Origin of the sequence: Bradyrhizobium canariense (genome assembly GCF_019402665.1) — a bacterium.
GTDB classification, from domain to species: domain Bacteria; phylum Pseudomonadota; class Alphaproteobacteria; order Rhizobiales; family Xanthobacteraceae; genus Bradyrhizobium; species Bradyrhizobium canariense.
On sequence record NZ_VSST01000028.1, the window covers coordinates 19,948 to 33,667 of the forward strand.

The following is a 13,720-nucleotide window of genomic DNA, read 5'->3' on the forward strand; positions in this document are numbered from 1 at the left end:
GCGCTGGTTGGGCGTTCTCATCACCGGCAGATGCCAATTGCCTTGCGGTGATGGGATAAAGCTTACGCCCGTCGTCTGAGGCAGAGACATATCATATGATATGTCGCCGGATTAAATTGTGTGAGCGGGTTCAGTGGTTTGAGCGGGTTACTCAACTTGAGGCAATGTTCACTTTTGAACGGAAGCGCATGCCGAACAAGGCCCCGATATTAGGAATCAACTGTAGCAGCGGCTAATGCGTCTTCCTTCTCGATGCCGCGCGCCACGATCTTCAAGCTCTCATCCGGCAGCGGCCGTTGCAGTGCCTGGGCTTCGTCCCACGGCGCCCTCAGCCAAACCTCTCGCTCCTCCGCTGTAGTCAGGATCACCGGCATGGCCTTCGGATGGATCGGCTCAACCACCGCATTCGGTGTCGTGGTGAGAAAACCGTAGACCTGATGCGGCCCTGGAACGGGCTTCGACTTGGTGCCGCGATCACCATTGAAAGTCGTCCAGATCCCGGCGAACGCGAACAGCGGCCGAGCGTCGGCAAGCGCGAACCACACGATGTCTTTCTTCTTCGTCTTCGGGTTGGTCTCCGGCGCGTATTCGGCAAAGCTGTTGACTGGCACGAGGCAGCGGTGCTCCGGCTTGAGCCACGCACGCCAATGCGGGGACGAGGTGTTGCGAATGTTCGTCGCGGGCGGGCCGCCGGTGCGCGGTGGCGGGGGCATGCCCCAGCGCATCAGCACCATCTCTCGCTCGCCGGCTGCATCGCGAATGACGGGTGCGGGGTAATCCGGAAACACACCCGGCATCGGCGGCAGATTGCCCTCGTAACGACGCACGACGCGGAAGCAGCCGGAAGAAGGTGGAGCGTAAGCTGGGGCGCTGATAGTTTTGCGTTAGCCCACAGGTTTGTGGCGAGCCGGTCGCGTGAGCGGCCGGCTTTCTTGCGCTCCGTGTTTTGCTCTTCGCTATTTGAGTGCAGCCGGGAACCAGCTGGCCTGAACGTCCATTAATAACCTGGATGGTCCGATTTAGGGGATTTGGCCATGGGCATCGAGCGAATGCACTCCCCGAAGTATTGGCTCATACGGGCTGAGGAGTTTCACACCAAGGCCGACAACTGCGAACACGTGGAGGCGAGAGCCACGCTTCGCCAGGTTGCCAAGAACTATGAAGCGATAGCCAGGCGAGCGCAGCAAATTCTCACTGCCACCGAGAGGGACCAGCGCCACCGTCAGCAAGCTCCCCGGGTGGCACAAGAATACGCCGACGACCAGCGCGAGAACCGTCTCGATCCATCCCGAGCCGTAGCTGGGCCGTCATAGTCGTTTTCTTGGGGGTGTTCTAATTTTGGTAGGAACATCAAGCGCGACCGCGCCTTGACCACCATGCCCCACTACTACTTCGACACGCGCGACAACGACAGGTTCGTTCCTGACGAGATCGGGGTCGAAATCGCCACCTTAGCGAATGTGAAGTGTGCGGCCTCCGAGGCAATGGCAGACTTCGCCAAGGACGTGCTGCCGGGCTCGGTAGTTCGTACCCTCTCAATCGAGGTGCGGGACGGCTGCGGACCTGTGCTTAGGGTGGTGCTCCGCTTTGAGATTGTGCACGCCGCTGTTCATTGAGACCGCGCCAGTGGAACGCCTGTTCGGCCAAGCACCGACATCGGCAATGACGCGCTGCAAAAAACGACAGTATGGTTGGCTGTTTATTTCGAGCGACACCGCAACGCAGTTCGCTGTATGGTCCCGTCCCGTTTTTCCCACAGCGGATTTGATCACCATGCACTCCATCCAAGGTACGCATATTGCCGCAATCTTCAAACTAGCGACCCAGCAGCTCGAAGCACTTCGCATCCACCCAGAGATCCAAAAGGAATATTCCGAAATTCTCGTTTTGAGAGAGAAGATAAAACTGGCGACCGATCTGAAGAAGGCTCGCCGGCAGCTCCTTCTCGGTGCCCCCCGCGCGCTTGAAGGAGGTGGATGAGGCTCCAAGGACCGAAGATTTTTGATCTAGGTCAAAGTCGCATGGCGCGGGTGCGGTTCGTATGATGCCGTGAGTGATAAGCCGCCGGAAAAGCCAGAAGTGATGCCCCGCGAGAGCGACGAGGCCCGGTGGCGCATCATCGAAGATTATGCCGCGGACCTCCGCGAATTGATCAGGAAGCTGCGCCACAAGTTGGAGGGAGCGGACGTTCCTCGGTCCAGAGCACCGCGCACGGTAACATCTCGGATGATCTTAAACTCTACCATCACGTGCCCGAAGTGCGGTCACGCTGCTACCGAGGTCATGCCGAGCGACGCCTGCCAGTTCTTCTATGACTGCAAAGGCTGCGGCGAGCGCCTGAAGCCGCTCTCTGGCGACTGCTGCGTGTTCTGCTCCTTCGGCACCGTTCGCTGTCCGCCGGTTCAAGAGACCGGCAGGTGCTGCTGTAGCTAGCTGCCTTGAAGGAGTGCGGCTGCCGCGCCTGAATCGTCGGGCAAAACACTGGCAGAATAGCATCATTGAAGATCAGCCCGCGCGGAGCAATCCGCCGCGGGCTTTGTATTTGCGGAGACTCGTTATTTAACAAACGGATTTCAAATGCCCAAATTTAGGAGAAGGACCGAGCCGCATCTTCCTGTTGCTCAGCATGTGCCCAGTGAAGGTTTCGGGGCACCAACGCTGGCCGATATCGAAACCCTGGCACGCGCCAAGACCGAAGCCGCACTCAACGTGCTTGCTGCCATCATGTTTAGAGAGACAGCGAATGCTTTTGCGCGGGTGGCCGCCGCAAACGCTATTCCCGATCGTGGGTGGGGCAAGCCGGTGCAGCCCTTGGCTACGGACGCACGGCCGCGCGAATTGCGGCAACGGATCGAACGCATCATCGTACATCCGGATCATTCATCGATAGTCAACGATGAGACCAGCGAACCCGAGGCTTCGTAGGCTTCGCATCGTCTTGTCTCCAGGCGAGGAAATTGCAATGGAAACACGGTCGCCATCGACTCCACCGGAGTCCAGAAATATGCATCCACAGCAAGAGAACGCGGCTCTGATCGGTTTACCCCGATGGATGCGCGACGCGCTATCTCATCAGCCGGCCCCGACGCCACCGCAGCAAGCCGGCAGCGTCGATGAGCCTGCGCACGGTGAACGCGCGAATATTCGAATCTTGAGCCGCGTTCCTTCGCGCCCGACCTGAACTAGTCTGCAGCCGGTCCGAACCATCTCGTGATCGCGTCCGCAAATCCATGTTGGCTCTCATCTCCCACCCAGGCCACGTGCCCGTCGGGCCGCACCAGCACGGCGCCGGGTGCTGCGAATTGTCCGATCGCCGGAAGCTGCCACGGTCCCTCGCACTCGGCCTCGATGCGATCGACGCGATCTGCCCAGGGCGCGATGTCGAGGCCGCCTGCCTCGCCGAAATCGAGCAGCAAGCCGCGCGCGCCGTGCAGCAGCGTGAACAATCGCAGCGGCAGCCCGTCGACCGTCAGATCGAGGTCGGGCATGCGCCGCCCAAGCAGCGCGTGTCCTTGGCCGAGATCATAGTGCACGTCGAGCCCGCTCATCATCGCGCCAAAACGCTGGCGCGGCGCGTCCATCGCGAGCAGCTCGGACACGACCTCGCGCGCGGCCTTGAGGCCGTCCTCGCCGCGGCGGAGCAAGGCGATTTGCGCCATGGTGTTGCGCAAGGTCCGCGCGCCGACGGGATGGCGCTCGGCGTGGTAGGTGTCGAGCAGGCTGTCGGGCGACAGGCCCTTAACCATTTGCGCGAGCTTCCAGCCGAGATTGACGGCGTCCTGCAGGCCGGTGTTGAGGCCCTGGCCGCCGACGGAGTGATGGATATGCGCGGCATCGCCGGCGAGCAGCACGCGGCCTTTGCGGTAGGACACGGCCTGCCGTGCCGCATCGGTGAAACGGGAGATCCAGGCGGGATTGTGCAGGCCGAAATCGGTGCCGTAGACGGCGACGAGAGCGTCGCTGAGATCGCGGGGACCGGGCGCGCCGGTGCGATCGAGCGTCGCTTCCGTCACGACCACCAGCACGCGTCCGCTCTCGGTCTTGCTGAGGCCGTGGAATCCGAGCGCGTCGTGGCGCAGGCCCCATGCCGGCTCGTCTCGCATCTCGACTTCGGCCATGAGGTTGCTCAGCGTCGGATCGGAGCCCGCGAAGTCGATGCCGGCGTCCTTGCGCACCAGGCTGCGGCCGCCGTCGCAGCCGACCAGATAATTCGCGCGCAAGGCCTCGCCGCCGGAGAGCGTCACGTCGATGCCGGTCTCGTCCTGCGCAAAGCCCGTCACCTCGCGGTTTCGATAGATCGGCACCGCGAGCTCGCTGACCCAGTCTGCCAGGATGCGCTCGATGTGGCTCTGCCGCAGTGCGAGCCCGTAAGCGTGCCGGGTGGGGAGGTCGCTGATGTCGAGCCTGGTCCAGGCGAAGCCCGCGAGCTGGGTGATCTGTCCTTCGCGCAGGAAACGATCCGCGACGCCGCGCTGATCGAGGATCTCGATGCTGCGGGCGTGCAATCCGCCGGCGCGCGTGCCGACCAGTTCCTGATCGGCGCGTCGTTCGACCACGGCGACGTCGACATCCGCCAGGGCGAGCTCGGCGGCCAGCATCAGGCCGGTCGGTCCGCCACCGGCGATGACGACGGCATGGTCTGTCATCGCCGGATTGTTCGCGGTGGCCCGTTGTTCCCGGCTGCGCGACCGGGACGTCGGAAGCAATACGGACATGTCGTGACCCCTCGACTTGTTGGTTGGGCCGAGGGTTCTACGCGATCACCGGGGACTTGAAGCAAGCCCGTTGCGCACCACATATCAGAATGAGAGGAAGAGCCTCGTCATTCGGGCTCGCCGGCCTAATCGTCCTTCGAGAGATCGCCAGGCCTGGTGGGACAATCAATGGTTCCGCCCTCGCCGTGAACGAGATCGCGATCCCGGTCCTCGGTTTCGTCAGCGTCCGAGATGAGAGCCTCTTGCGTGTCGAGCTCCCCGTCGATGCGCGGCTTCTGGCCGGGCAAGTCTCGCGAGGTTTTCGGTGTCATGTTCAGCGTCATTGGTCGATCCTCCTGACCGGCTAACGCGGGCAGGGACGGTTCGTTCGTTGACACGTCGGGCGAAACGCCGGCAGCCTGACTGGAATTGGCTTCCCGAAGGTCTCCGTCGGGTTTAATTCGTAAAAATCGAAATGGAGCTTGACCCGTCGGGCAAAACACTGGCATAGTGGCATCGTCGAAAAGTTCGCAACGCCCGCGCGGGACAAAATCCGCCGCGGGTTTTTTCGTATCCCATTTTTTGGAATCGGACGGCGGCCCACGCATCACGGCCACGCATCGCTTGAAACGCGTTGAGGGAGCGCCGATCGGCGTGCCGCCGTCCGTACCATTGCTGGCCGTGCACGCGCGAACGTGCCGGCCCGCGGCGCTGGGCCAGTGCTCGCGCCCCTGCGGTCTCCGGGAGCGGAGATCGGGCATTGGTGGGAGCCGGACAAATTGATGGGCTATTGCGTCGCGCTTTAGTTCGCGAAACTCCTGGTCTGGGACAAGGTCCTCGGCTTTGGTTCCACGGACGCCTCGCGGGCTTTGCGGCGATCACGGCCAATCTGGTTGTCTCCTACTTCGCCAAGCGCGGCTTCGAGAACATTGAGAGGATCATCAAGCGGTGAAGATGGCAGATGACGAAGTCAGGGCGATCGTTGCCGAGACGCTGGCCGAGCAACACAGGCTTCAGCAAGCGAACATCGATGCCATCGTATTGCGGACAGTAGCATCGGTGCTGGCGTCTTTCGGAATAGACGATGACGATCGAAAAGAGCTAAGGGCGGATTTTCAGCACCTTCGCCGATGGCGAAGGAGCGTGGAGCAGGCGCAGAGCTACACGCTCAAGGCCGTGATTACGGTGATCGCCACCGGCCTGATGGGCGTGGTTGGGCTAAGCGTCAAGTTCGTGCTCGGCAAGTGAGCTTCAGCCGCGACGACATTGCTGCATTCCACTCGCGTCATCCTTCGCCAACGGACCGTCTCATGTACAAAATTCGCATTGTCGATGCATCCGACGACGACATCGCCGATACATTGGCCGACCTTCATCGGTTGACGTTATTCGATGCGGCTCCCTTGCCACAATTCAAGTTAGGGGCGTGGTGGCTTGCCTATCACGGCGATGAGCCGGTAGCCTTCGCCGGTGTCGTGCCGTCAACGCACATCCGAAATGGCGGTTATTTCTCCAGGGTCGGTGTGTTGCAGCGGCACCGGGGGACGTGACCTCCAATGCAGGCTGATGCGGGTGATCGAGGCAAGGGCACGGCGTATTGGATGGGACAGCATCGTCTCGGATACGACGGACAATCCGGTGTCTGCCAATAACTTCATCCGGGGGGCTATCGGCTCTTCGAACCCCATGTGCCCTGGGCTTGGCCGCATACGCTTTACTGGCGAAAGCGGCTTCGCTGAACGAATGGAGCCAGGTTTCCCGTGGTGCGGAACGAGATTCACGCAACGTAAAAATGGTTCGCGCGAGATGAAGCGCAACACGGAACGTTCAAGGGCCCGGCAGCTTGACAGCTGCCGGGCCCTTATTGCGTATTGAAGCGATGCGGGCGAAGGACTTGCGAAGTCGGCGGTGCCGGGCTTTAAGTTTGCTCCTGCGGGAAATTCGGCAACCATAAGCCGATGTAAGGGAGCGCCGTCGATGCCCACCAAGCCTCAATTGCCGGAACGTTCGTCGCGGGCGACGGGCGCGCCTACCGCGCTCGATGGTCTGCTGGTCGTCGATTTCACGCGTGTGGTTGCCGGCCCGGCTTGTACGCAGACGCTTGCTGATTTCGGCGCGCACGTCATCAAGATCGAGAATCCAGACGGGGGCGATGACACGCGTGCGTATGAACACGCCGAGATCGGTGGGGAGAGTGCTGCCTATCTGAGCCTCAATCGCAACAAGCGTGGCATCGCGCTTGACCTTACCGTGCCGGAGGCTCGTGAGATCGCGCTGGATTTGATTCGCAAGGCCGACGTGGTCGTCGAGAACTTCTCCAGCGGGATCATGAAGAAATTTGGGCTGGACTATGAAAGTGTTGCGCCGCTCAATCCGCGGCTAGTCTATTGCTCGATCTCCGCCTACGGGCGCACCGGACCGTTTGCCTCGCGTCCCGGCTTTGATCCGATCACGCAGGCGGAAAGCGGCTTCATGTCGCTCAACGGATTTGCTGATGGCCCGGCGGTTCGCACCGGCCCGCCGATCGTAGACATGGCGACGGGGATGTCTGCCTGCAACGCCATCCTGATGGCGCTGTTGGCGCGGGATCGGCTCGGTCGCGGCCAGCATGTCGAGGTCGCCCTGTTCGACGTCGCTATGGGCATGACCGGCTTCTATGGCATGGCCTATCTGATCAACGGCGAAAATCCCGGCCGGTTTGGCAATTCGCCGAGTGGCTCTCCTACCGTCGGCGTGTACGAGGCCTCCGATGGACCGCTTTACATGGCCTGCGCGAACGACCGGCTCTATCGTCGGCTGGTTGTTGAGGTGCTGAACCGGCCGGATCTGATCACCGATCCGCAGTTTGCCTCGCGCAAGGCGCGTTCCGAGAACAAGGAGCTTCTGCGGGCAGCCATCGCGGAGGTCTTCGCGAGCGATACTCTCGAAAACTGGATGACCAAGATGAAGCTGGCCAATATACCGGTCGGCTATCTGCGGACGGTCGAGGAGGGGTTCAATGCACCGGAGGCGCGAGAGCGCCATCGCTTGAACCGGATTCCACATCGTACGGCAGAGTGGATCCCGAACATCGAGCCGCCGATCAGTATGAGCTTGACGGGAGCGATCGATCCCGTGGCTGCCCCCTTGTTGGGCGAACATACTAACGACGTCCTGCGTGATACGCTCGGATACGACAATCTTCGGATCTCGGAGTTCAATCAAAAGGGGGCTTTTGGATCGGGCAAGCCATCGGAGCAGGTTTGAACCCAAGCAGGGCGTTCCCTTGGAACGTGCAAATCGCGCCCTAGCGCTGCATCCGCTTGATTTGGCGATGTTCCAGCCGCATAAATGCATGAAAGCGAGGGATACGAATGGCGCCTGGTCAAGAGCCGAGCGTGGGCCGGCCCGCGGCGGTGCAATCCGATGAACCTGCCCATGCGGCAATGATCGCGAAGGCCCGGGCGCTCGTCCCACGGCTGCGAGAGCGGGCGGCGCGGACGGAGGAGTTGCGGCATTTGCCGCCGGAAACTGAGCAGGATCTGCACGAGGCCGGCCTGTTCCGGATGCTTCAGCCGAAGCGCATTGGCGGCGCAGAACTCGATTATGTCGCCTTGATCGATTGCGCGGACCTGCTCGGACAAGCAGACGCCTCGGTGGCCTGGAATCTGGCCAATCTGGCGAGCCATCACTGGATGCTCGGCATGTTCGAGCCGACGGCGCAGGATCTGGTCTGGGCCCGTGATCCGGACGCGCTGATCGCGTCCTCGTTCATTTTTCCGGCCGGACGTGCCACGAGAGTCGAGGGCGGATACCGGCTCCATGGCAGCTGGCCGTTCTCCTCGGGCGTTGCCTCCTGTGCATGGAACATGCTTGCAAGCGTGGTCTACTCCGACGATGAGGCGGACGGCATCGAGTATCGGATATTTCTGCTGCCGAAAGCCGACTACAAGGTCCTCGACACCTGGAATGTCGCGGGGCTGCGCGGGACAGGGTCTTGCGACGTGGAGGTCAGGGACGCTTTCGTGCCTGACGACATGACGGTCGCGGTCGGCGATCTTGACGGTGGGCCGACGCCGGGAAGCAAGCTCAATCCCAACCCGCTGTATGCGCTCCCCGTGTTCTCGCTGTTTCCCTATGTCCTGTCCGGCGTCGCGCTGGGGAACGCGCAGGCGTGTCTTGACGATTATGCGGAGGTCGTCCGTCATCGCATTTCCACCTACAACCACGCCAGGCTGAGCGACTTTCAAAGCACCCAAATCAAGATCGCCGAGGCCTCGGCGAAGATCGACGCTGCACGCCTGATCATGCGCTCGGCCTGTCTGAATGCCATGGCGGATGCAAGGCGGGGTCATATCCCCGATATGGCGACCAAGACCAGATATCGGCGCGACGGCGCTTTTTCAGTGAACTTCTGTACGGATGCGGTGTCGATGCTGTTTGCCGCGAGCGGGGCACGGGGCCTGTTCACGACGGGCGCGTTGCAGCGGCAGTTCCGCGATGCGCACGCGATCAATTCGCATCTCGCGTTCAATTTCGATGCGGCCGGGACCAATTATGGACGCGTGGCGCTGGGGCTGCCGTCCGAGAATCTCACGCTGTGAGGCCGGCCGATGAATGATCTGCCGAAGCAGCCGGCCGCTCCCGATCCAGCCAACGAACTCGCGAGCGACAGCTCGTCGATCGATCCCCGTGATTTTCGCAGCGCGCTCGGCACCTACGCCACGGGGGTGACGATCATCACGGCCGCGGCTCCCGACGGCAAGCCCTATGGCCTGACGTGCAATTCGTTCGCCTCGGTCTCGCTGAATCCGCCACTGGTTCTTTGGAGCCTGGTCGTCTATTCCTCCAGTTTGACCATCTTCCAGAACGCCAGTCATTTCACGGTCAATGTGCTTGGCGTTTCGCAACAGGCGCTTGCGAGCAAATTCGCCAAATCGTCTGATGACAAGTTCACCGGTGTCGAGTGGACGCCGGGCCTCGGCAACGCGCCGGTGCTCGCCGAGAGCGTTGCCAATTTTCAATGCCGCTCAGTCAATCGCTATTACGGCGGCGACCACGTGATCTTTCTCGGTGCAGTCGAGGCCTATACTTACAATACGAAGGAGCCGCTGCTCTTCGCGCGCGGCGCGTTCGGCCGATTTCTCGCCGACGGCTAGCGCAAGCAGTCCCAGCAAGCGTGCTTCAGTTCGCGCTGGACGGTTCAGCGCGCCCCGCCGAGAGCTTGTAGATTTCGAGCGCATCCGCATCCGCGCCTCGCGCGGCCTTGGCAAGCCTGAAAAGTTGTCCTGCGAGCGAGGCCATGGGCACCGGCGTCGACGTCGTCTGCGCGACATCGGCGACGGTATCGAGGTCCTTGAGCATTGTCGCAATGTGACCAAGCGGCGGTGAGTGAATGCCCTGGGCCATCCGCGGCACGAACAGCTGCAACGGAATGGAGTCCGCGAAGCCGCCGGCGAGTGCTTCGGGCAACCGGTTGGCATCGATTCCGGCGTTCACGGCAAGGCGTGTTGCCTCCGCAAGAACAGCCATCGCGCATCCGACGATCACCTGATTGCATAGCTTCGTGGTCTGGCCGGCGCCGGTCGGGCCCATGTGGGTGAACCTTCGTGCCATAGCGTGCACGTAGGGGCGGACCCGCTCGATATCGCCTGCTTTTCCGCCGGCCATGATGGCAAGCGTGCCTTCCTCGGCGCCCTTGGTACCACCGGAGACCGGCGCATCGATCCAGCCCGCGCCGTTCGCCGCTAACAATCGCGTTGCAAGGTCCCGTGCGGCATCAGGATGGATCGACGAGAAGTCGACCACGAGCTTGCCCGCGCCGGGCGCAGTTGAGATGCCCTCGGCCCCGAAGATCACCTCTTCCACGGCAGCCGCATCCGTCACGCACATGAAGACGATGTCCGAGCTCTCCATCAAGTCACGGGGGGTGGCTGCGCGCGTGGCACCGGCCTCGACGAGTGCGGCCATCTTCCCTTCCGAACGGTTCCAGACAGTGACCTGATGGCCGGCCTTGAGCAGGCGCCGGCTCATAGGTGTCCCCATCAGTCCAAGGCCGAGATAGCCGAGCCGCTCGACGCCTTGCGGGTTTGTCTTGCTCCCTTCAGCCATAGGTTGCCTCCATCTGTCGCTCCGCGACGCCGCGCGACGTTGCATTACCATACATGGTGTATCCCACGACGAAACCGCGCGGCCTGCATGGCTTGCTTGATTGTTTGAACCATGAAACATTTGCCGCGGTCGGGTTGGATGGCGCCGGTCGGCGCCTGGGCAGCGGAGTGGGCACGATGCGAACCGTTTCGAAGTGGATCCTGGCTTTGGGGGCGGCAGCGGCCGTGAGCGCGAGCGCAGGCCCGTCATGGGCGCAGCAGACAATTCGTGTCGGCTGGACGATTCCGGCCGAGGAATCCAAATACTGGATGATGCGCCGCCCGGCTGAGTTTCCCAACATCGGCAAGGCCTACAACATCGAATGGACCCAGTTTCAGGGCACCGCTCCGATGACGCAGGCCTTGGCGGCCGGCGCGCTGGATTGCGCGACGCAGGCACCGCTGTCGCTCGCCAACGGCGTGGTTGGCGGCAACCTCAAGGCCTACATCGTGGCGCAGCATGTCTTCGAGAAGGCCGGTGGTTTCTCGGTCTACTGGGCTGTCATGGACGACTCCCCGATCAAGACGATCGCCGATCTCAAAGGCAAGACGGTCGGAATTTCCGTGATCGGCGGCGGCACGCAAGGCCCGTTCAATCTGTTGCTGAAGCAGAATGGCATCGATCCGGCCAAGGACATCAAGCTGGTCGAGGTCGGCTTTGCCGTCTCCGAAGATGCGTTGCGGCAGGGCCGCGTCGATGCGGTCAACATGAACCAGCCGTTTGCCGCGCGCGCGGAGGCAAAGGGCGGCACGCGCAAACTGTTCTCGCTGTCGCAGGCGATGCCGAACATCGTGCACATCCTGGAAGCCTGCCGTGCCGATTTCGTCGACAAGAACCCGGAACTGGTCAAGGCTTACGTGCGTGACATTACCTCTGGCATGAAGAGAGCGCTGGCGAACCGCGAAGAGACGTTGAAGGTTGTCAACGAAGTCCTGAAGGCACCTATTCCGGTTCTCGAGACCTATCTGCTCAAGGACAATGATTTCGGCCGCGATCCGGGCGCGGCACCGAATTTCCCCGCGATCCAGAAGATGCTGGACATCTACGCGGAGACAGGGATGCTGCCAAAGTTGGATGTCGCGCAATTCAAGCACTCGACGATCGTCGCTCCGCTGCAATAGGCGATCGGGCGACTGAACCGAGCGAGAAGCTCGCGGCGTCCAGGATGATCCGGGACGTTGCATGAAGAAGATGCACGTATGAAGAAGCTCCGATCTCGGATCACGACGGATGGCCTCGACCGGGCTCCGCACCGCGCGTTCATGCGCGCCATGGGGCTCGACGACGCTGCGATTGCCAAGCCGATGGTCGGCGTCGTCAGCATGAAGGGCGAACAGACACCCTGCAACATGACGCACGACTTTCAGGTCGCGGCGGCCAAGACGGGAATCGAGGAGGCCGGCGGTACGCCGCGCGAGTTTTCGACCGTGTCGGTTTCCGACGGTATCAGCATGAATCACGAGGGGATGAAGTTCTCCCTGTTTTCGCGGGAGCTGATTGCCGATTCGATCGAAGCCGTCGTCCATGGTCTCGCTTACGATGCGTTGATCGGATACGGCGGATGCGACAAGACGCTTCCCGGCGTGATAATGGGCATGGTCCGGTGCAACGTCCCGTCCATTTTCATCTATGGCGGCAGCGCGCTGCCGGGCCGCGTAGACGGGCGGACCCTCACCGTGCTCGACTCCTATGAGGCTGTCGGCAGCTTCATGACCGGAGAGATCGACGGTGCCACGCTCGAGCGGATTGAGCGGGCCTGCCTGCCGACCATCGGCGCGTGCGCCGGCCAATTCACTGCCAACACCATGGGCATGGTGTCGGAGGCGATGGGCCTCACCATTCCCAACGTGTCGATGGTGCCAGGTGTCTATGCCGAGCGCGCGCAGATATCCAGGCGGGCCGGGCGCCTCATCATGGAGATGCTGGAGCGCGGCGGGCCGTTGCCGCGCGACGTCGTGACGCGGAAATCCCTGGAAAATGGTGCGGCGATCGTGGCTGCTACGGGCGGTTCGACCAATGCTGCGCTGCATCTGCCGGCGATCGCGAACGAGGCCGGGATCGCATTCACGATCGATGATGTCGGCGAGGTTTTCGCCAGGACGCCGCTGATCGGAAACCTGCGGCCTGGAGGCAAATATACGGCAAAGGATGTCTACGATATCGGCGGCGCTGCCGTGGTGATCCGGGAGCTGATCCAGAGCGGGCATATTGATGGCAGTTGCCTGTCGATCACGGGCCGTACACTTGCCGAAGAATATAGCGCCGCCAATGCTCCTGACGGAGAGGTCGTTTACGCGGCTCGCGCGCCGATCATGCCAGACGGCGGTGTGGCAGTGCTGAAGGGAAACCTCTGCCCTGATGGTGCGGTCATCAAGGTCGCCGGGCTGAAGAGCCAGTTGTTCGAAGGCGTGGCGCGCATCTTCGAAGACGAAGAAGCTTGTGTCGCAGCGGTTCGCGACCGCAGCTACAGGGCGGGCGATGTGCTTGTGATCCGCAACGAGGGGCCAGTGGGCGGCCCCGGCATGCGCGAGATGCTCGGCGTCACCGCGCTGATCTACGGCCAGGGCATGGGCGAGAAGGTGGCCCTGATCACGGATGGACGGTTCTCCGGCGCCACCCGCGGAATGTGCATCGGCTATGTGTCTCCCGAGGCCTTCGTCGGCGGTCCGCTGGCATTGGTTCGCGATGGCGACAGGATCCGGATTGATGCGGCAAATCGGCGGATGGATATGCTGGTCGACGAGCAGGAACTCACGGCTCGCCGACACGATTGGAAGCCGCGTCCGCCTCGTCACCGTGCCGGTGCGCTGGCGAAATATGCCCGATTGGTTGGCCAGGCACCGGGCGGGGCCGTGACGCATGAGGGGCCCGCAGAATGGCCCTGGTTCGGATGACGC

14 protein-coding genes and 1 pseudogene are annotated in these 13,720 nt (G+C 62.1%); 11 read left to right on the forward strand and 4 right to left on the reverse strand.

Annotated elements, in window-relative coordinates; genetic code table 11:
• Positions 1–209 precede the first annotated feature (209 nt).
• Positions 210–797, reverse strand: a complete 588-nt coding sequence (locus tag FXB41_RS15770; protein WP_246648910.1) for an SOS response-associated peptidase family protein — start codon at positions 795–797, stop codon at positions 210–212.
• Between the two features lie 579 nt (positions 798–1,376).
• Here FXB41_RS15770 and FXB41_RS15775 point away from each other — a divergent pair.
• The 4 genes from FXB41_RS15775 to FXB41_RS15785 all read left to right on the forward strand — a co-directional run bounded on the left by FXB41_RS15775 (position 1,377) and on the right by FXB41_RS15785 (position 2,925).
• Positions 1,377–1,616 carry a DUF6894 family protein gene (locus tag FXB41_RS15775; protein ID WP_219682430.1) on the forward strand — a complete coding sequence of 80 codons (240 nt, stop codon included), beginning with the start codon at positions 1,377–1,379 and terminating at the stop codon, positions 1,614–1,616.
• Between the two features lie 10 nt (positions 1,617–1,626).
• Complete coding sequence (locus tag FXB41_RS40825) at positions 1,627–1,980, forward strand: hypothetical protein (protein ID WP_245286016.1); 354 nt, start codon at positions 1,627–1,629, stop codon at positions 1,978–1,980.
• Positions 1,981–2,226: 246 nt separating this feature from the next.
• A complete protein-coding gene (locus FXB41_RS40830) occupies positions 2,227–2,433 on the forward strand; it encodes a GDCCVxC domain-containing (seleno)protein (protein WP_246648912.1) in 207 nt (68 codons plus the stop codon).
• Positions 2,434–2,577: 144 nt separating this feature from the next.
• The gene (locus tag FXB41_RS15785; RefSeq protein ID WP_219682393.1) at positions 2,578–2,925 is read left to right on the forward strand and encodes a hypothetical protein; all 348 of its coding nucleotides are present in this window, start codon (positions 2,578–2,580) and stop codon (positions 2,923–2,925) included.
• Positions 2,926–3,182: 257 nt separating this feature from the next.
• On the opposite strand, the gene FXB41_RS15790 is transcribed toward FXB41_RS15785, so the two are convergent.
• Both FXB41_RS15790 and FXB41_RS40835 read right to left on the reverse strand, forming a co-directional pair.
• The gene (locus tag FXB41_RS15790) at positions 3,183–4,715 is read right to left on the reverse strand and encodes an FAD-dependent monooxygenase (RefSeq protein WP_219682394.1); all 1,533 of its coding nucleotides are present in this window, start codon (positions 4,713–4,715) and stop codon (positions 3,183–3,185) included.
• Positions 4,716–4,840: 125 nt separating this feature from the next.
• Positions 4,841–5,311 carry a hypothetical protein gene (locus FXB41_RS40835; RefSeq protein ID WP_246648903.1) on the reverse strand — a complete coding sequence of 157 codons (471 nt, stop codon included), beginning with the start codon at positions 5,309–5,311 and terminating at the stop codon, positions 4,841–4,843.
• Between the two features lie 331 nt (positions 5,312–5,642).
• Between FXB41_RS40835 and FXB41_RS15800 the strand changes: the two genes are divergently transcribed.
• The 5 genes and pseudogenes from FXB41_RS15800 to FXB41_RS15820 all read left to right on the forward strand — a co-directional run bounded on the left by FXB41_RS15800 (position 5,643) and on the right by FXB41_RS15820 (position 9,832).
• Positions 5,643–5,942, forward strand: a complete 300-nt coding sequence (locus FXB41_RS15800) for a hypothetical protein (RefSeq protein WP_219682395.1) — start codon at positions 5,643–5,645, stop codon at positions 5,940–5,942.
• Positions 5,943–6,004: 62 nt separating this feature from the next.
• Positions 6,005–6,433 (forward strand): annotated as a pseudogene (locus FXB41_RS15805) (GNAT family N-acetyltransferase).
• A 238-nt stretch (positions 6,434–6,671) separates the two neighbouring features.
• Positions 6,672–7,940, forward strand: coding sequence for a CaiB/BaiF CoA transferase family protein (locus FXB41_RS15810; RefSeq protein WP_219682432.1), 1,269 nt, complete (start codon positions 6,672–6,674; stop codon positions 7,938–7,940).
• Between the two features lie 107 nt (positions 7,941–8,047).
• Positions 8,048–9,277, forward strand: a complete 1,230-nt coding sequence (locus tag FXB41_RS15815; RefSeq protein WP_219682396.1) for an acyl-CoA dehydrogenase family protein — start codon at positions 8,048–8,050, stop codon at positions 9,275–9,277.
• Positions 9,278–9,286: 9 nt separating this feature from the next.
• Positions 9,287–9,832, forward strand: a complete 546-nt coding sequence (locus FXB41_RS15820) for a flavin reductase family protein (RefSeq protein ID WP_219682397.1) — start codon at positions 9,287–9,289, stop codon at positions 9,830–9,832.
• A 25-nt stretch (positions 9,833–9,857) separates the two neighbouring features.
• On the opposite strand, the gene FXB41_RS15825 is transcribed toward FXB41_RS15820, so the two are convergent.
• Complete coding sequence (locus tag FXB41_RS15825) at positions 9,858–10,829, reverse strand: NAD(P)-dependent oxidoreductase (protein WP_219682433.1); 972 nt, start codon at positions 10,827–10,829, stop codon at positions 9,858–9,860.
• Positions 10,830–10,960: 131 nt separating this feature from the next.
• Here FXB41_RS15825 and FXB41_RS15830 point away from each other — a divergent pair, with 131 nt between their 5' ends.
• Together FXB41_RS15830 and ilvD are read left to right on the forward strand one after the other, a co-directional pair.
• The gene (locus FXB41_RS15830; RefSeq protein WP_219682398.1) at positions 10,961–11,944 is read left to right on the forward strand and encodes an ABC transporter substrate-binding protein; all 984 of its coding nucleotides are present in this window, start codon (positions 10,961–10,963) and stop codon (positions 11,942–11,944) included.
• Positions 11,945–12,022: 78 nt separating this feature from the next.
• Positions 12,023–13,717, forward strand: a complete 1,695-nt coding sequence (gene ilvD, locus FXB41_RS15835; protein WP_219682399.1) for a dihydroxy-acid dehydratase — start codon at positions 12,023–12,025, stop codon at positions 13,715–13,717.
• Positions 13,718–13,720: the final 3 nt, after the last annotated feature.

Excerpts from the sequence above, each read along its gene's own strand:
- FXB41_RS15770 (WP_246648910.1), bottom strand. The coding sequence starts at position 797 with ATGCCGGGTGTGTTTCCGGATTACCCCGCACCCGTCATTCGCGATGCA.
- FXB41_RS15775 (WP_219682430.1), top strand. The coding sequence starts at position 1,377 with ATGCCCCACTACTACTTCGACACGCGCGACAACGACAGGTTCGTTCCT.
- FXB41_RS40830 (WP_246648912.1), top strand. The coding sequence starts at position 2,227 with ATGATCTTAAACTCTACCATCACGTGCCCGAAGTGCGGTCACGCTGCT.
- FXB41_RS15785 (WP_219682393.1), top strand. The coding sequence starts at position 2,578 with ATGCCCAAATTTAGGAGAAGGACCGAGCCGCATCTTCCTGTTGCTCAG.
- FXB41_RS15790 (WP_219682394.1), bottom strand. The coding sequence starts at position 4,715 with ATGTCCGTATTGCTTCCGACGTCCCGGTCGCGCAGCCGGGAACAACGG.
- FXB41_RS15810 (WP_219682432.1), top strand. The coding sequence starts at position 6,672 with ATGCCCACCAAGCCTCAATTGCCGGAACGTTCGTCGCGGGCGACGGGC.
- FXB41_RS15815 (WP_219682396.1), top strand. The coding sequence starts at position 8,048 with ATGGCGCCTGGTCAAGAGCCGAGCGTGGGCCGGCCCGCGGCGGTGCAA.
- FXB41_RS15820 (WP_219682397.1), top strand. The coding sequence starts at position 9,287 with ATGAATGATCTGCCGAAGCAGCCGGCCGCTCCCGATCCAGCCAACGAA.
- FXB41_RS15825 (WP_219682433.1), bottom strand. The coding sequence starts at position 10,829 with ATGCAACGTCGCGCGGCGTCGCGGAGCGACAGATGGAGGCAACCTATG.
- FXB41_RS15830 (WP_219682398.1), top strand. The coding sequence starts at position 10,961 with ATGCGAACCGTTTCGAAGTGGATCCTGGCTTTGGGGGCGGCAGCGGCC.
- ilvD (WP_219682399.1), top strand. The coding sequence starts at position 12,023 with ATGAAGAAGCTCCGATCTCGGATCACGACGGATGGCCTCGACCGGGCT.